The sequence below is a fragment of the Prevotella sp. P5-64 genome (assembly GCF_002251285.1).
Lineage (GTDB): Bacteria > Bacteroidota > Bacteroidia > Bacteroidales > Bacteroidaceae > Prevotella.
Genome location: NZ_NPJK01000030.1, coordinates 101907 through 117497, shown reverse-complemented (window position 1 = coordinate 117497; position 15591 = coordinate 101907). Strand labels below are relative to the sequence as shown.

The 15591-nt window shown below is 51.7% G+C and carries 17 protein-coding genes; 11 read left to right on the top strand and 6 right to left on the bottom strand.

Annotation, left to right across the window (positions count from 1 at the left end; genetic code table 11):
* Window positions 1-204: 204 nt before the first annotated feature.
* The 3 genes from CIK87_RS05590 to pyk all read left to right on the top strand — a co-directional run bounded on the left by CIK87_RS05590 (window position 205) and on the right by pyk (window position 2706).
* Window positions 205-405 carry a hypothetical protein gene (locus CIK87_RS05590; protein WP_144008122.1) on the top strand — a complete coding sequence of 67 codons (201 nt, stop codon included), beginning with the start codon at window positions 205-207 and terminating at the stop codon, window positions 403-405.
* Window positions 406-599: 194 nt separating this feature from the next.
* The gene (locus CIK87_RS05585; protein WP_094386167.1) at window positions 600-1241 is read left to right on the top strand and encodes a SagB/ThcOx family dehydrogenase; all 642 of its coding nucleotides are present in this window, start codon (window positions 600-602) and stop codon (window positions 1239-1241) included.
* A gap of 25 nt (window positions 1242-1266) precedes the next feature.
* Window positions 1267-2706: a pyruvate kinase gene (gene pyk / locus CIK87_RS05580; protein ID WP_022311155.1), complete on the top strand. Its 1440-nt coding sequence runs from the start codon at window positions 1267-1269 to the stop codon at window positions 2704-2706.
* Window positions 2707-2783: 77 nt separating this feature from the next.
* Here pyk and CIK87_RS05575 read toward each other — a convergent pair whose 3' ends face one another.
* The 3 genes from CIK87_RS05575 to CIK87_RS05565 are packed head-to-tail and all read right to left on the bottom strand — an operon-like array spanning window position 2784 to window position 3650.
* On the bottom strand, window positions 2784-3065 hold the full coding sequence (locus CIK87_RS05575) for a hypothetical protein (protein WP_022311154.1): 282 nt from the start codon (window positions 3063-3065) through the stop codon (window positions 2784-2786).
* A gap of 3 nt (window positions 3066-3068) precedes the next feature.
* Window positions 3069-3419 (bottom strand): phage holin family protein, encoded by a 351-nt coding sequence (locus tag CIK87_RS05570; RefSeq protein ID WP_022311153.1) that lies wholly within the window; start codon window positions 3417-3419, stop codon window positions 3069-3071.
* Between the two features lie 12 nt (window positions 3420-3431).
* Window positions 3432-3650 carry a YtxH domain-containing protein gene (locus CIK87_RS05565; RefSeq protein ID WP_022311152.1) on the bottom strand — a complete coding sequence of 73 codons (219 nt, stop codon included), beginning with the start codon at window positions 3648-3650 and terminating at the stop codon, window positions 3432-3434.
* Between the two features lie 238 nt (window positions 3651-3888).
* On the opposite strand from CIK87_RS05565, the gene CIK87_RS05560 reads away from it, so the two are divergent.
* The 8 genes from CIK87_RS05560 (at window position 3889) to rplT (ending at window position 11186) form a co-directional block, all read left to right on the top strand.
* Window positions 3889-4377 carry an SPOR domain-containing protein gene (locus tag CIK87_RS05560; protein WP_022311151.1) on the top strand — a complete coding sequence of 163 codons (489 nt, stop codon included), beginning with the start codon at window positions 3889-3891 and terminating at the stop codon, window positions 4375-4377.
* Between the two features lie 6 nt (window positions 4378-4383).
* Entirely contained in the window at window positions 4384-4800 is a 417-nt protein-coding gene (gene ruvX, locus CIK87_RS05555; RefSeq protein ID WP_022311150.1) for a Holliday junction resolvase RuvX, read from the top strand.
* Window positions 4801-4820: 20 nt separating this feature from the next.
* Window positions 4821-5384 (top strand): peptide deformylase, encoded by a 564-nt coding sequence (gene def / locus CIK87_RS05550; protein ID WP_094386236.1) that lies wholly within the window; start codon window positions 4821-4823, stop codon window positions 5382-5384.
* A gap of 132 nt (window positions 5385-5516) precedes the next feature.
* On the top strand, window positions 5517-7517 hold the full coding sequence (locus CIK87_RS05545; protein ID WP_094386233.1) for a tetratricopeptide repeat protein: 2001 nt from the start codon (window positions 5517-5519) through the stop codon (window positions 7515-7517).
* 145 nt (window positions 7518-7662) lie between these two features.
* Window positions 7663-9627, top strand: coding sequence for a threonine--tRNA ligase (gene thrS / locus CIK87_RS05540; protein WP_094386165.1), 1965 nt, complete (start codon window positions 7663-7665; stop codon window positions 9625-9627).
* A gap of 214 nt (window positions 9628-9841) precedes the next feature.
* Complete coding sequence (gene infC, locus CIK87_RS05535; protein WP_094386163.1) at window positions 9842-10522, top strand: translation initiation factor IF-3; 681 nt, start codon at window positions 9842-9844, stop codon at window positions 10520-10522.
* A gap of 83 nt (window positions 10523-10605) precedes the next feature.
* On the top strand, window positions 10606-10803 hold the full coding sequence (gene rpmI / locus CIK87_RS05530) for a 50S ribosomal protein L35 (protein WP_022311145.1): 198 nt from the start codon (window positions 10606-10608) through the stop codon (window positions 10801-10803).
* Between the two features lie 38 nt (window positions 10804-10841).
* Entirely contained in the window at window positions 10842-11186 is a 345-nt protein-coding gene (rplT, locus tag CIK87_RS05525; RefSeq protein WP_022311144.1) for a 50S ribosomal protein L20, read from the top strand.
* A 473-nt stretch (window positions 11187-11659) separates the two neighbouring features.
* On the opposite strand, the gene CIK87_RS14325 is transcribed toward rplT, so the two are convergent.
* The 3 genes from CIK87_RS14325 to CIK87_RS14820 are packed head-to-tail and all read right to left on the bottom strand — an operon-like array spanning window position 11660 to window position 15540.
* Window positions 11660-11836: a hypothetical protein gene (locus CIK87_RS14325; protein ID WP_158216209.1), complete on the bottom strand. Its 177-nt coding sequence runs from the start codon at window positions 11834-11836 to the stop codon at window positions 11660-11662.
* Window positions 11829-13955: a Tex family protein gene (locus CIK87_RS05520; protein ID WP_094386161.1), complete on the bottom strand. Its 2127-nt coding sequence runs from the start codon at window positions 13953-13955 to the stop codon at window positions 11829-11831. The genes CIK87_RS14325 and CIK87_RS05520 overlap by 8 nt, the downstream gene beginning before the upstream one ends.
* 16 nt (window positions 13956-13971) lie before the next feature.
* Window positions 13972-15540: a DNA/RNA non-specific endonuclease gene (locus CIK87_RS14820; RefSeq protein ID WP_371327108.1), complete on the bottom strand. Its 1569-nt coding sequence runs from the start codon at window positions 15538-15540 to the stop codon at window positions 13972-13974.
* Window positions 15541-15591 lie beyond the last annotated feature (51 nt).

Below are 15591 nucleotides of genomic sequence, written 5' to 3'. Positions count from 1 at the left end.
CGACATCATCTTTGCGGTTTTCGGTCGGTGTGGGCAGATGTTGGGGGTGCTGGCGATGATGGCGGGCACCATAGCCAGGTTCTATGAGCCGGCTCCTGAAAGCCCGGCAGCCAAGACCGCGCCCGCGACTCCTATCCCGCCCAGTTGCAGCGCATGCTCGGTCCTGGCTATGTCCGTCGGGACCTATATATTAATGTATCGCGCGTGGGTAACTCTCTCGTCGTGCGCTTTGACTATGCCGGCGGACTCTTCACGGCCGACGGCAAGGCCCCGTCGACATTTGAGATAGCCGAGGAAGAAGGCCTGTATCATCCTGCCACAGCCGTCATCGCCGGATGCACCGTCGTCCTGACGTCGCTGGAGGTAAAGCATCCCCGCCTCGTGCGCTATGGCTGGCAGCCATAGCGCACGTGCCAATCTCGTCAACGGCGCCTCGTCGCCCGCTTCTACCTTCAGAGGCGAAGTGGGCGCGCACGACTGATGGGCGAGGGAAAACTGAAATATCTCGTTTATGCTCAATTCTTTTCTGCCGATATATGAAAAAATATCTCAGAATTGTTGTAATTTTGCAGCGTAAATAGATATTAGTTCAGGTTAATATGAAAAAATTGTCATTTCTTGTTGTCCTCGTCATGATATCGCTTTCGGCGCTGGCACAGACCACGGTCAAGCTGCCCGCCCCAGACAAGCAGGTGGCGATGACGCTCTACGAGGCTTTGCAGACGCGCCGTTCGGTGCGCAGTTATCAGAATAAGGATGTAGACAATGCCACGCTGGCTCAGGTGTTATGGGCGGCGTGTGGCTACAGCCGCGAGGCGGAGAAGAAGATAACCGCCGCTTCGGCGCTCAACCGTCAGGACATTGAAGTATACGTGATTAAGGCTGCTGGCGCTTACCGTTACGATGTCGAAAGTAATGCTCTGGTACAGCTCTCGGGCAAGGACCTGCGCCGCGAGGTGGCTGCCGGGCAGCAGTCGGTGGCTTCGGCTCCCGTCATGCTTGTGCTCGCCAGCAACCAAGGCAAGTTCGGCTCCTTGGGCGACGCTCAGGCAGCCCAGCGTCTGGGCACGCTGGATGCAGGATATGTGTCGCAGAACATCTATCTGGCATGTACGGCGCAGAAGTTGGGCACCGTGGCACGCGCCACCATGAATGTAGAGGTGCTCAAGAAGGAACTCGGACTCGGTGCCGACCATCTCTTGCTGCTCAATCATCCGATAGGGTGGGAGGAAAGCAAATAAAAACCAAACGATAAAACCAATAAAGATGAAAAAGACCAAAATAGTATGCTCGATAAGTGACCGCAGGTGTGAGGTAGACTTCCTGCGCAAGTTGTTTTTTGCCGGTATGAACGTGGTGCGTATGAATACCGCCCACGCCACGCCCGACGGAATACGTACCATCATCCGCAACACGCGTGAAGTGTCGCCCCACCTGGCTCTGCTCATTGATACCAAGGGCCCCGAGGTGCGTACCACCAATGTGGAGCAACCCATAACCTACAAGAAGGGTGATGTGGTAAAGATATTCGGTCGCCCCGAGATGGACACCACCCACGACATCGTCAACGTGTCGTATACCGATTTCACCAAGTGTGTGGGCAAGGGTGCACATATCCTCTTCGACGACGGACTGTTGGATATGCTCGTCATGGAGCAAGTGGGGCCGATGCTCGTGGCCCAGGTGCAGAACGACGGTGTGCTGGGCGCTCACAAGAGTGTGAATGTGCCTGGTGTACACATCGATCTGCCCGCGCTCACGGAAAAGGACAAGAAGAACATCAACCTCGCCATCGACGAGGATATAGACTTCATCGCCCACTCGTTTGTGCGTAGTGCCGACGACGTGATGGCGGTGCAGAAGATGCTTGACGAGCGTGGCAGCGACATCAAGATTATCTCCAAGATAGAGAACCAGGAGGGCGTGGACAATATCGATGAAATCATCGACGCATCGTATGGTATCATGATTGCCCGCGGCGACTTGGGAATCGAAGTGCCTCTCGAGCAGATACCCGGTATACAGCGTACAATCATGCACAAGTGTGAGCAGAAGAAGAAACCCGTGATTGTGGCTACACAGATGCTGCACACCATGATTGACAACCCGCGCCCCACGCGCGCCGAGGTGACCGACATAGCCAATGCCATCTACTCGCGCACGGATGCGCTGATGCTCAGTGGTGAGACGGCGTCGGGCAAGTATCCTCTGGAGGCTGTACAGACCATGGCTGCCATCGCCGAACAGGCTGAGCAGGACCGCATGAACAGTGACGACTTTGACATCCCATTGAGTTCGACCTGCTCGCAGCGTGAATTCCTGGCCCATACAGCCATCGAGTCGACCCGCAAGTTGGGCGTTGCCGGTATCATCGCCGCCAGCGAGAGCGGACAGACTGCGCGCGACATTGCCGCCTTCCGCGGTCCTACTCCCGTGCTCGCCATCTGCTACAACAACGAAAAGACCATGCGCTGGCTCAACCTCAGTTATGGCGTAATACCCATTTATCAGAAGAAACACTTGAGCTCGCTCTTCCTGTTTGTGGCTGCGCTGCGTATGCTATTGCAGAAAGGCTATATCAAAAAAGATGACAAGATAGCTTACCTCGGTGGTAGTATCGGCGGACGTGGCGGCGCCACCTTCCTGGAGATAAACCGCGTAAGCCAGGTATTCGACAAGTCTTACGAATTCCACTTGCCTGACTGATAAGTGTAGAAGAAAACGATGGGATATAAAAACGAGGGGGATATTGACAGTCATGTCGATATCCCCCTCGTCTTCGGTTATTTCTTGTGTCGTCGGAATCTTGGTATCAAGGACTTGCCGCTGAACTTGCGGTACAGTTTCCATCCCAGGAGCGCTGCGTCAAACATTCCGATGCCCGTGCTCATGAGCCGTTGCAATCGCTTTGACGGTGTCTCATATCTCGGCGCTTCCTCCTTGGCAAAGAGCGTCTGCCAGAGGTCGGCTATCTTGTCTTCGCTGGCGTCAATCTCCTTGGCAAGAGCCTCGCGACGGGCCTGAATGTCTTCAAGCGAATTGTAAGTGTTCTCGTTGTTGACCATAGCTTATTTCTCCATTAATATACTTGCCAATAATCTGACCAGCGGGCGCTCTATCCACCTCTTGCGGTTGGCCACGCACAGCAACAGTATGATGAAATAGGTTGCAGCCACGGTGCCAAAGGCAAGCGCGTGACCCATAAGTGGGGCAAGCGCATAGGCCACGGCGAAGGAGAAGTAGATAAGGGTGAGCATGAGGAGTATGGCTATAATCACGCTGATGGTGGCAATCGTAAGGATACGCACCACCTTGTCAACGAGATTGAGCTTGATGTACTCTCCACGCAGCCCGATGTACTGCTTGATGGCTTCAACCAGCTGACCTATGGTCTCGATGTTTTTGTCGTTGGAGAACATCTGCAGAGGTCATTAATCCAATGCGTCTTCGGCAGCATCCTTGATGTCATCAACAAGGTCAGCAACCTGCTTGCGACTCAATTTGATGTCATGCTTGTTGCAGAAGTCGTCAACTGCGTCAGATATCTTCTTACGTGTGTCCTCACCTTTCTCAGGAGCCATGATGAGACCCAGTGCTGCTCCAGCAAGGGCGCCTCCGAGGAATGCTCCAATGTAACCTAATGCTTTCATATCGTTACTCTTTATAAGTTAATAATTCTCTTTGTCGGCAAATTGTCTGCCGATATCTGTCGCAAATGTAAGAAAAGAAAATAGATTGACCATAAAAAGTTAGTAATTTTTTGTTAAAACGCTTGGAATTCTCATATTTAACAAACTTTATGCACGAATGCACCCTCCCTTTGCGATATATTTTGTAATTTCGCAAACAAAAGTGAACATAAATAATCAAACAATATCTTAACAGACAATGAAGAAAAGTATAGTAATGTGCGCAGGCGTTTGTGCCGCTCTCGTGCTGGCCAGCTGCGGTTCAAGTAAGGATAGTGCTTTCAAGAAAGCATACGACAAGGCTAAGGCCCAGGAGCAGGTGGCTACCCAGCCAGAGACTCCCGCTCCAGTAGTGGCTCCCATCGTGGAGAAACCTGCCACCCAGTCTACCGTAATCGACAATGTGGACAACGCCAACGTTCGCACAGAGGATGTAACCCTCGTAAGCGGCGCCGGTTTGCAGAACTTCAGCGTAGTTGTAGGTTCGTTCTCTCTCAAGGCCAATGCCGAGGGTCTGCAGAGCACTCTGAAGGCTGCTGGATATGATGCACAGATTGTGCTCAACTCTGCCCGTGGCATGTATCGCGTGGTTGCCAGCACTCATGCAGACAAGGCTGCTGCCGTACAGAGCCGCAATCAGTTCCGCGCAGGCAACTATCCTGACGCTTGGTTACTTTTCAAGAAGTAAAGGTTAATGCGTGTTCTTTCTATAGACTATGGTAAGAAGCGCACAGGAATAGCAGTGACCGACCCCTTGCAGATAATTGCAAACGGGTTGGCCACTGTTTCTACATCCCAGCTTTTCGATTTTCTGAACGACTACATTGCTCGCGAGCAGGTGGAGCGTATCGTGATAGGCAAGCCCGTCCAACCCAATGGAGAGCCCAGTGAGAATCTTGCGAGGGTAGAGCAGTTTGTCAATCGTTGGCGCAAGGCTCACCCGGAATTGCCCATCGAGTATTATGATGAGCGTTTCACTTCCGTCTTGGCCCATCGCGCCTTGATAGATAGTGGTGTAGGTAAGAAAACGCGTAGAGAAAACAAGGGACTGGTTGACGAAATCAGCGCAACCATCATTCTTCAGGACTGGATGGGTTCTAAGAAGTTTTGATACATACCAACATACAGTTTATGATATTACCTATTTATATATATGGCCAGCCTGTACTGAGAAAGGTGGCCGAGGATATCACCCCCGATTACCCCAATCTGTCGGAAATCATCGCCAATATGTATGAGACCCTCGATGCTGCAGAGGGCATTGGTCTCGCGGCTCCTCAGATAGGCATGGCTATCCGTCTGGTGGTCATCGACCTCGATGTGCTCAAAGAAGATTTGCCCGAGTATGCCGGCTTCCGTCATGTGTTCATCAATCCGCATATTGTGGAAATCGACGAAGACTCCAAGAAGGAAACCATGGAAGAAGGATGCCTCAGTATTCCGGGTATCCATGAGTCTGTGGCTCGCCACACACGCATTCATGTCACCTACCTTGACGAGAATATGGCTGAGCATGACGAATGGGTCGAGGGATATCTTGCCCGCGTGATGCAGCATGAGTTTGACCATCTGGAAGGTACCATGTTTGTAGACCGCCTTACTCCCCTGCGCAAGCAGTTGATACGCAGTAAGCTCAAACAGCTTACTCAGGGAAAATATCGTTGCAGTTACCGCACGAAACCGGTAAGACGATAACTTGTAAAGGTTGTCCATGGCTGTTCCGCATGGGCAACTGAATGAATGGGAACAACAAACAGCTATAGGATAATGAAGAGTATAATATCACAGGATAACCCGAAGCGAACAGTCTCTAACGCAAGTATGCGCATGAAGGCGTGGATTACATCTGCGATAGTGCTCTTCATTGTCTTTTTTGTTCCGGGCAAGGCCATTGCCCAGTATAATACCAACAGGCTTATGCTTAGTGGAGAGATAGCCCTGCACTATGAGGACTATGTGCTCTCCATACAGTATTTCAATCAGGTTATCGTTCTCAAACCTTACCTCTATCGCCCCTGGCAGTATCGTGGCATCGCCAAGTTCTACCTTGAGGACTATAGCGGTGCTGAGTATGACGTGACCCAAGCCCTCAAACTCAATCCCTACATTGACGGACTGTACGATTTGCGTGCCATTGCCTACGTGCGTCAGGATAAATACAAGGAAGCCATTGACGATTACACCCATGCTATCCGCCTCAATCCCGACCAGCGTAACTATTGGTTCAACCGAGCCCTCTGCCAGATGAATCTCAAGGAGTATGCCAAGGCCCATAATGACCTTGACACCATCATCAGCAAGTGGTCGGGCTTCGCCAATGCTTATTCGCTCAATGCGGAGATATGTCTGCAAGAGAAGGACACTGTGACGGCCGCCAAGTGGCTGGACAAGAGTCTGGAGATAGACCCCTATGACGGCAACGCATGGACCACGCGAGCGTTTATATCCCTTGCCCGCAAGGAGTGGAAGGACGCTGACAAGTTCTTGAGCAAGGCCATCCACCTCAAGCCCAAGGTTGTGTCCAACTATGTCAACCGTGCCTTGGCGCGATACAATTACAACAACCTGAGAGGTGCTATGGAAGATTATGACCGTGCTATAGACTTTGATCCCAATAACTTCCTGGCACATTATAACCGTGGACAGCTGCGTATGCAGTTGGGTGACGACAACCGGGCTATTGCCGACTTCGATTATGTCATCCATATGGAGCCCGAGAATTATCTTGCCATCTTCAATCGTGCCCTTCTGCATGACCGCACGGGAGACCTGAAGTCTGCCATCCGTGACTACAGCACCGTAATCAGTCAGTTCCCCAACTTCTGGACTGGCCTGTCTTATCGTGCAAAGGCTTACCGCCGTCTGGGCATGACCGCCAAGGCCGAAATGGATGAATTCCGTATCCTGAAGGCTCAGATGGACAAGCATCTGGGCATTCAGCCACGCTGGAGCAAGAACAAGAGACGCGAGATGCGTAAGCGTAGTGAGATAGACCCTGAGAAGTACAATCGTATGGTGGTGGCCGACGAGAACCTGGCCAACCAGGAGTACAAGAGTGCGTTCAGAGGAAAGGTGCAGAACCGCTCGGTAGAGGTGGAGTTCATGCCTATGTACACCCTCTCGTTCTTCAAGTATAATAATGGCGTCACCTCTTATCAGGCGTTCGACCGCGATGTAGAGAAGTTCAATGCCCTTCAGACCAAGAGCAAGATTGACTATAAACTCTACGTGACCTGCAATCCTCCTCAGCTCACCGAAGGTCAGTCGCAGGCATTCTTCCAACTTGCAGACTCACTTTCGTCATTCATAGAGAAGGCTCCCCACGTTACAGATGTCAAGCGTCAACTGATGATGCGTGCTGTGGTGTATGGCGTCGTACAGGATTTTGATGCCGCCATCAACGACCTGACCGTCCTTGTCCATACCGATTCTCTCTCGACGATGGCCTACTGGCAGCGAGCCGTTTGCCAGCATCTTGTCAATGAGTTTGACCGCACCCATGGTGTCCAGACCTCCGACGCCCCCGCTCGTGTGATGCGAGTGCGTACCGACCTTGACCGCGCCATCGCCCTCGCGCCTCAGAATGCCTACCTATATTATAATAGAGGTAATCTGCACGCCTCCAATGGTGAATATTCCAACGCCATCGATGACTACACGCGCGCTCTTCAGATAGATGCTTATCTTGCCGAGGCTTATTACAATCGTGGCTTGGCCTATGTCAAGAATGGTAAGAAGGCCGACGGTATTCGCGACCTGAGCCGTGCTGGCGAACTGGGCATCTATGATGCTTATAGCGTAATCAAGCAGATTAGCAATGACAAATAAACTCTTCCCAATGGTGTCGATTGGGTGAAAAAGTACTTGAGAGAGGTGATTTTTATGCTTTTTGTAAAAATTACCTCTCTTTTCTTATCTTATGTCGTAACAAAGTAGTACTTTTGCAACGATTAAAATAAAACTAATTTGTATTATGGTTAAAATCACATTTCCTGATGGCTCCGTGCGTGAATACGAGAGCGGAGTTACAGGGTTACAAATCGCCGAGAGCATTTCACCGGCTCTCGCTCGCAACGTTGTATCTTGCGGTATCAATGGTGAAATTGTAGAGTTAAACCGTCCCATCACTGCCGATTCTACCATCGCGCTTTACAAGTTTGAGGACGAAGAGGGTAAGCACACCTTCTGGCACACCTCTGCCCACTTGCTCGCCGAGGCGCTACAAGAGCTCTATCCCGGCATCCAGTTCGGCTTCGGCCCTGCCGTAGAGAATGGCTTCTTCTATGACGTTATGCCCGCTGAGGGTCAGGTGATTTCAGAGAACGACTTCCCCAAGATTGAGGAAAAGATGCGCGAGCTGGCCAAGAAGAACGAGGCCGTTGTGCGCCGTGAAGTGTCTAAGGCCGAAGCGCTCAAGGAGTTCAAGGCCGATGGTCAGAACTACAAGTGCGAGCACATTGAGCAGGACCTCGAGGATGGTACCATCACCACTTATACCCAGGGCAACTTTACCGACCTTTGCCGTGGTCCGCACCTTCTCTCTACAGGTGAAATCAAGGCAGTCAAGATTACCAGTGTGGCTGGTGCTTTCTGGCGTGGTGACGCCAAGCGCGAGCAGATGACACGTATCTATGGCATATCATTCCCCAAGAAGAAGATGCTTGATGAGTATCTCGTTATGCTTGAAGAGGCCAAGAAGCGCGACCACCGCAAGATTGGTAAGGAGATGGAGCTCTTCTTCTTCTCCGACCGTGTGGGCAAGGGACTTCCCATGTGGCTCCCCAAGGGTACCGACCTGCGTCTGCGCTTGCAGGATATGCTCCGCAAGATACAGAAACGCTTCGGCTATCAGGAGGTTATCACTCCCCACATTGGTTCCAAGAATCTTTATGTGACCTCTGGACACTACGCTCATTATGGTAAGGACAGCTTCCAGCCTATCCACACTCCCGAGGAGGATGAAGAGTACATGCTCAAGCCTATGAACTGTCCTCATCACTGTGAGGTTTTTGCCAGCAAACCACGCTCTTACAAGGACTTGCCACTGCGTATAGCTGAGTTCGGTACCGTTTATCGTTATGAGAAGAGCGGTGAGTTGCATGGACTTACCCGTGTACGCTCGTTTACTCAGGACGATGCCCATATCTTCTGCCGTCCCGACCAGGTCAAAGGCGAGTTCCTGCGCGTGATGGATATCATCCAGGCCGTGTTCGAAATTTTCCAGTTTGATAACTTCGAGGCCCAGATTAGTCTCCGTGACCCTAACGACAAGGAGAAGTACATTGGCTCTGACGAAGTTTGGGAAGAGAGTGAAACCGCTATCAAGGAGGCTTGCGCCGAGAAGGGCCTTGATGCCAAGATTGAGTATGGCGAGGCTGCGTTCTATGGTCCTAAGCTCGACTTCATGGTCAAGGATGCCATCGGCCGCCGTTGGCAGCTGGGCACTATCCAGGTCGACTATAACCTGCCCGCCCGCTTCAAGCTCGAATACACAGCCGAGGACAACACCAAGAAGGTGCCCGTGATGGTTCACCGCGCTCCTTTCGGTTCGCTCGAGCGCTTTACCGCTGTGCTCATTGAGCATACAGCAGGTCACTTCCCACTCTGGCTTACTCCTGACCAGGTGGCTATCCTGCCCATCTCAGAGAAGTACAATGACTATGCACGCAAGGTGAGCAAGTATTTTGCCAGCCAGGGTGTGCGCGCCGTCATCGACGACCGCAACGAGAAGATTGGCCGTAAGATTCGCGACACCGAGTTGAAGCGTACTCCTTATATGGTCATCGTTGGCGAGAAAGAGATGGAGGAAGGTCTTGTAAGTATGCGTAAGCAGGGTGGTGGCGAGCAGGCTACCATGTCTATGGAAGACTTTGCCAAGCGCATCAATGACGAGGTGGCAGTCCAGTTGAAGGCTACCGAAATCGAGCCTCAAGACTAAGACTTAGAAGTCAATTTTAGCATAGAGCAGCATTGCGGTGTCTATCCGCGGTGCTGCTTTTTTTGAAGAATTGATGCGTCTGGGACGAAAAGGCATTACCTCCGTGCGCCTTTTGGGGTCAATTATAGCACCTTTGGATAAAAAAGATGAAAATTTAATTTGATATTTAACGATTATTTTGTACCTTTGCAGCCGCTAATTATAAGATAGTTGAATGAAAAATGACAAAATGAAGAATCAGTACCGCGTGAACGAACAGATTCATGTCCGGGAAGTTCGTGTGGTAAGTGAGGATGGTTCCGAGGTGATGCCTACTCGTAAAGCGATGGATTTGGCTCGTCAGCAAGGCGTCGATCTCGTCGAAATATCACCCAATGCCCAGCCTCCTGTTTGTCGTCTCATCGACTACTCTAAGTTCCTCTATCAGCAGAAGAAGCGTCAGAAGGAAATGAAGCAGAAGCAGGTGAAGGTCGAGGTTAAGGAAATACGCTTCGGACCCCAGACCGATGAGCACGACTATCAGTTCAAGCTCAAGCATGCCCAGGAGTTCCTGCTCGAAGGCAACAAGGTGCGCGCTTATGTATTCTTCCGTGGACGCTCAATCCTCTTCAAGGAGCAGGGAGAAGTTCTTCTCCTCCGTTTTGCCAACGACCTGGAAGAGTATGGCAAGGTAGAATCGATGCCCGCACTTGAGGGAAAGAAGATGTTCCTCTATCTGGCACCCAAGAAGGCCGGCGTGGCAAAGAAGAGCCAGCAGAAGCGCGACCGCGAGGCAGAGGAAGCCAAGGGCAGTGCCAGTGGAGTGGAAGAAGTAGAGGAAGCACCCAAGGACGGTGGCCTTTTCGGCAACGCCAAGAATGGTGCCGAGGCTCTGCAAAAGCTACAGCGCGATTAAGACAAGAACATAGTGTGCGTAACGTCTTGGTATATACGTTACCACCTATATTATAAATAATAACAATTAAACAATTAACAAAAATGCCAAAAGTTAAGACAAATTCCGGCGCAAAGAAGAGATTCACATTCACCGGTACTGGTAAGATTAAGAGACATCACGCTTACCACAGTCACATTCTGACTAAGAAGACAAAGAAACAGAAGAGAAATCTTGTTCACCAGACTCTGGTTGACAACTCCAACCTGAAGCAGGTACGCGATCTGCTCTGTCTCCGTTAACCGTTAACTTTTTAGTCGAACTTTAAAAGAAAGAAATTATGCCAAGATCAGTAAATCACGTTGCATCTAAAGCAAAGAGAACAAGAATTCTGAAGCTCACCAAGGGTTACTTCGGCGCCAGAAAGAACGTATGGACCGTTGCTAAGAACACTTGGGAGAAGGGACTTACCTACGCATACCGCGATCGCCGTAACAAGAAGCGCACTTTCCGTGCTCTCTGGATTCAGCGTATCAATGCAGCTGCACGCTTGCAGGATATGAGCTACAGCCAGTTGATGGGAGCTCTCCACAAGGCAGGTATCGAGATTAACCGCAAGGTCCTCGCTGACCTCGCAGTCAACAACCCTGAGGCTTTCAAGGCTATCGTTGACAAGGTAAAGTAAATTGAGAATAGGTAAAAGAGCCTCGCTCTTCTACTCATAAGCTATAAAGCGCAAGACTGTAATGGTCTTGCGCTTTTTCTTTATCCCCATAACTGGCGGGACCAATGCCATCTTGATGCGATAGAAAGACGCAATGCAGTTTGGCTTGTCAAAGAGTTTGGCCATTGTGAAAATGTTGGTTTCATGGTTTGAATTTGTGAAATCAAGGTGTGAATTCTCGGTTTCATGGTTTGATTTTGTTATTTCATAATTTGGTTTTATTATTTCGTGGTTTGGTTTTATTTTTAGGTTGGTCTCGGGAGGTTTTGGCGTTTTCCCTTTTCCCGATTACGCCTCTTGCTTATTTCGGTCGGCCATTAGGTTTTGCTGGGGCGGTGGTGGGGTGGTGCGTTAGGGCAATGTGAGGGGGGATGGACGGGATGAGATACGTTAAGGGCTGGATTCGTTTGTGCCGAATCCAGCCCTTGGTTGTGCTATGGCAACTGACCCGTATTGTTGACTTTACCTTCGAGATCGGTGCCTTCTTCCTCTGTTTGCGTGTCTGTATGGATGGGTGCGCTGTGGTCGCTGATGGCTATGTCGGCGGGCTGAAGGGGAGTGACAGGAGTGCCGGGCCGTGAGGCGGAACGGACCTGCGGACACTTAGACATCGCGCATAGACAGCGAGATGCGGTGGCGCTGGTGGTCTATGCCTATCACCTTGACCGTGACGTGCTGCTGCAACTTTACCACTGTGCTCGGGTCGGAGACAAACTTGTTGGCCAGTTGGGAGATGTGGACGAGCCCATCCTGATGGATGCCAATGTCGACGAAGGCGCCAAACTGGGTGACGTTGGTCACTATTCCCGGCAGTATTATCCCTTCCTGCAAGTCGTCTATCGACTTAATCGAAGCATCAAACTCAAAGGTCTCCAACGCCATACGTGGGTCTCTTCCGGGCTTCTCGAGCTCTGCCAGAATGTCGTTCAGCGTGGGCAGTCCCACCGTGTCGCTCACATAGTGCTCTGGCTTTATCTGCTTCTGTATCTCCTTGTTCTTAATCAGTTCGGCAATGCTGCATTTGAGGTCCTTTGCCATCTGCTCCACGATGTGATAGCTCTCGGGATGCACCGCACTGTTGTCGAGCGGATTCTTGGCGCCGTTGATGCGTAGGAAACCGGCACATTGCTGATAGGCAACCAGTCCCAGGCGCGGTACCTTCTTCAATTGGCTGCGGCTTGTGAATGCTCCATGCTCGCTGCGATATGCTACGATATTCTGAGCGAGCGACATGCCCAAGCCACTCACATAGCTGAGCAGATAGGCACTTGCTGTATTGACATTGACGCCAACGTGGTTGACGCAACTCATCACTGTGTTGTCGAGAGCATGCTTGAGTTTGGTCTGGTCTACATCGTGCTGGTACTGACCCACGCCGATACTCTTCGGGTCTATCTTGACCAGCTCGGACAATGGGTCCATGAGCCTTCTGCCTATCGACACGGCGCCTCGCACTGTGACATCCTCGTCGGGGAACTCCTCGCGCGCTATCTTTGAAGCTGAATATATTGACGCCCCATCTTCGCTCACCACGTAGTAGGGGATGTCGCTGAGACTGCCGATTGAACGCAGCCATTCGGTAGTCTCCCTGCTTGCCGTGCCGTTGCCAATGGCGATGGCTTCAATCTTGTATTTGTCTGCCATGTGTTGCAATGCCGCGGCAGCCAGCGCACTCTTGCGCTGTGGCGGGTGCGGATAGATTATCTCGTGGTGCAACAGCGTGCCCAGCTCGTCGAGACATACGGTCTTGCATCCATTGGCAAACCCCGGGTCTATGGCCAGCACGCGCTTCTGCCCCAATGGCGCAGCGAGCAACAGCTGGCGCAGCCCTTCGGCAAACACGGCTATGGCCTCTTCGTCGGCCTTGTCCTTGCTGCTGTGGGCATATTCGGTCTCTATCGACGGCGCCAGAAGTCGCTTGAGGGCGTCGTCCACAGCCTCACCCATCAGTCGCTGACATTCTCCTTGGCCTCTGACGTAGTGACGCTTGAGTCTGTCGGCACACTGGGCGCGGTCTATGTCGATGCTCACACGCAGCACGCCCTTGTCTTCGCCCCTTCGTATGGCGAGAAGCCTGTGGGACGAACACCGACTGAGCGGCTCGCTGAAGTCGAAGTAGTCGCTGAACTTGGCAGCCTCATCTTGGTCTTTCTGCGTCTTGTTGACTTTGGATGTAATGGTGGCAAAGCGTCTGAACTCTCCACGCACCGTATTGCGCGTGCCCTCGTCCTCGCTTATGATTTCGGCTATGATGTCCTTGGCTCCAGCCAGTGCTTCCTCTACGCTGATTCCCTTGGACTTCCAGCGGGCGGCGATGCCCTCTATGTTGCGCTCGCGCTGCAGCATGATGATGTTGGCCAGCGGTTCCAGTCCCTTCTCGCGGGCTATCTGTGCCCTAGTGCGCCGCTTGGGTCGATAGGGCAGATATATGTCTTCCAGTAGGGTGGCGTCCCAGCAGTCGTCTATGCGCCGCTGCAGTTCAGGCGTCATTGCGCCAGCCTCGGTGATGGTGCGCCCGATGGTCTCCTTGCGCTTGGCGAGTTCCTTCAGTCGGCTATACAGTTCGTCGATTTGTCCAATCTGCACCTCGTTCATTCCGCCCGTCTTCTCCTTGCGATAGCGGCTTATGAATGGAATCGTGGCGCCCTCGTCAATGAGCGCGAGGGTATTAAGCACGTAAGGCTCTCCGATGTGGAGAGCCTTAGCGATGATATTTGAAAAATTGTTCATATTCAATTGTTTGTCTTTAAGGCCTGCCCCAATATGCAGGGTCCCATTCGGCCTCCACCTTGGCCTCGATGTCGTCGGGCAGGTTGCAGAAGAAGTCGATGCCAGTGCGCTTCTCGAGTTCGTCGATGGAGATATATTCGGTCTTGCTTCCTGTAGCGTGGGGGGACCAGATGCCCAGTGCGCGGTAGACGCCATTCTTGACACTCAGGATGGCTATATAGAAGTATTTGGGCACAATCAGTCCGCTGGAGGTATGCGTCATGATGTTCTGATCGTCTATGGTGGCTGCCTTGACTACATAGAGCGTGTCGCGCATATTGTCTGTGTTCCACTTGTCACGCAGGCGCACCTCCAATGTGTTCCATACGCCACCGTTGTGTCCCTGTATCTGTGGCTGCATGTTGGAGAGATAGAACGTCTGGCTGTTCTGCTCGCGCGAACATAGTCTGTCTGACGACGGACAGAGGTGGCCGCGGCTGTAACCGCTTCCCTTGTAGTCGCCGAGGGTAGATTGGTATCTGGAAGGTATGTTGGGGTCTTCGCGGAAATCTTCACTTCGCTTCACGTTCTTCTTGCTATTATCCTTGTGCATCTGGTAGCAGGTCCAGCGGTTGGCTCGCTTGGCGCAATCCCATTCCAGAGAGTAGGTGATGCCGTAGGCCGCGGTGCTGTGGGTAATCACGAGGTTCATGTCGTCGCCCTTGATTTTGGGGAACTCCAATCGCCATACCTCCTTGTTGGCAGACTTGGACACATTGTTGCAGTTCTTGTTGTTGGGGTCTTCGGTGCCTGGCTTTTCTTCACCTCCCCCGCCTCCGCCAGTGCTTCCACCGCCGGTAGAGGTAATCTCCTGGAGCTTCACCTTCATCAGCTCCCATGTCGACGAACTGTTGCCGCATGAGTGGTAGAAGGCGATGGTAACATTGCTCTCGCCGAGGAAGCGCGAGGGAATGTCGCAGTTTACAGTGATGGTCTTGTTGAATGTCATCGGGTTTTCGATGTCATCCTTGAGCGTGGTCCACTCTGTCGTGGCGGCGTCGCCGGTAAAGCAGTCGGTGATGAGCACCTTGACGGTCGAACCGGCGTAGTTCATCTTGTAGCTGAACTCCAGGGAAGCCTCAGTAGTGTTGGTGAAATCAAACTCGGATGAATAGAGAAATGTCTCCGAGGGTGTGGTCTTGTTGTCCTTGAATCCTGTGGCTAATGCGCACTTGTACTGTGTGCTGTAGTCCCATGATATACCTTTGGGCGTGGAAACCTCGAATACGCCCAAAGAGTTGGAGAAGTCCTCATTGATAAAGAATTTCTGGAAAGCAGGGTAGCCGATGTCCTCATAGTTGGCGGGACGTGTAAAGACAATGCTGTCAATGTTGGCTTTATCATAGATGTGCTCGTCGTCTCCGGTGAATATACGTACCTTGCCGTAGGTGCCGAGATCAACACGGTCAATCTTGCTGCGGTCGTATAGGTGGTAATTGGCAAGATTCTTATTCTGTGAACTGTGTTTGCACACGGCCATTTTCTCCTGTGCGCCTGCGGTGAAGGCAAACGCAATCGAGAGGATTAAGAATAATGTTTTCTTCATGTCTGTTTATGCTATAGTAATACTTTGCAAAATTAATGGTTTTATCGCGCG

Excerpts from the sequence above, each read along its gene's own strand:
- CIK87_RS05585 (WP_094386167.1), top strand. The coding sequence starts at position 600 with ATGAAAAAATTGTCATTTCTTGTTGTCCTCGTCATGATATCGCTTTCG.
- pyk (WP_022311155.1), top strand. The coding sequence starts at position 1,267 with ATGAAAAAGACCAAAATAGTATGCTCGATAAGTGACCGCAGGTGTGAG.
- CIK87_RS05575 (WP_022311154.1), bottom strand. The coding sequence starts at position 3,065 with ATGGTCAACAACGAGAACACTTACAATTCGCTTGAAGACATTCAGGCC.
- CIK87_RS05570 (WP_022311153.1), bottom strand. The coding sequence starts at position 3,419 with ATGTTCTCCAACGACAAAAACATCGAGACCATAGGTCAGCTGGTTGAA.
- CIK87_RS05565 (WP_022311152.1), bottom strand. The coding sequence starts at position 3,650 with ATGAAAGCATTAGGTTACATTGGAGCATTCCTCGGAGGCGCCCTTGCT.
- CIK87_RS05560 (WP_022311151.1), top strand. The coding sequence starts at position 3,889 with ATGAAGAAAAGTATAGTAATGTGCGCAGGCGTTTGTGCCGCTCTCGTG.
- ruvX (WP_022311150.1), top strand. The coding sequence starts at position 4,384 with ATGCGTGTTCTTTCTATAGACTATGGTAAGAAGCGCACAGGAATAGCA.
- def (WP_094386236.1), top strand. The coding sequence starts at position 4,821 with ATGATATTACCTATTTATATATATGGCCAGCCTGTACTGAGAAAGGTG.
- CIK87_RS05545 (WP_094386233.1), top strand. The coding sequence starts at position 5,517 with ATGAAGGCGTGGATTACATCTGCGATAGTGCTCTTCATTGTCTTTTTT.
- thrS (WP_094386165.1), top strand. The coding sequence starts at position 7,663 with ATGGTTAAAATCACATTTCCTGATGGCTCCGTGCGTGAATACGAGAGC.
- infC (WP_094386163.1), top strand. The coding sequence starts at position 9,842 with ATGAAAAATGACAAAATGAAGAATCAGTACCGCGTGAACGAACAGATT.
- rpmI (WP_022311145.1), top strand. The coding sequence starts at position 10,606 with ATGCCAAAAGTTAAGACAAATTCCGGCGCAAAGAAGAGATTCACATTC.
- rplT (WP_022311144.1), top strand. The coding sequence starts at position 10,842 with ATGCCAAGATCAGTAAATCACGTTGCATCTAAAGCAAAGAGAACAAGA.
- CIK87_RS14325 (WP_158216209.1), bottom strand. The coding sequence starts at position 11,836 with ATGTCTAAGTGTCCGCAGGTCCGTTCCGCCTCACGGCCCGGCACTCCT.
- CIK87_RS05520 (WP_094386161.1), bottom strand. The coding sequence starts at position 13,955 with ATGAACAATTTTTCAAATATCATCGCTAAGGCTCTCCACATCGGAGAG.
- CIK87_RS14820 (WP_371327108.1), bottom strand. The coding sequence starts at position 15,540 with ATGAAGAAAACATTATTCTTAATCCTCTCGATTGCGTTTGCCTTCACC.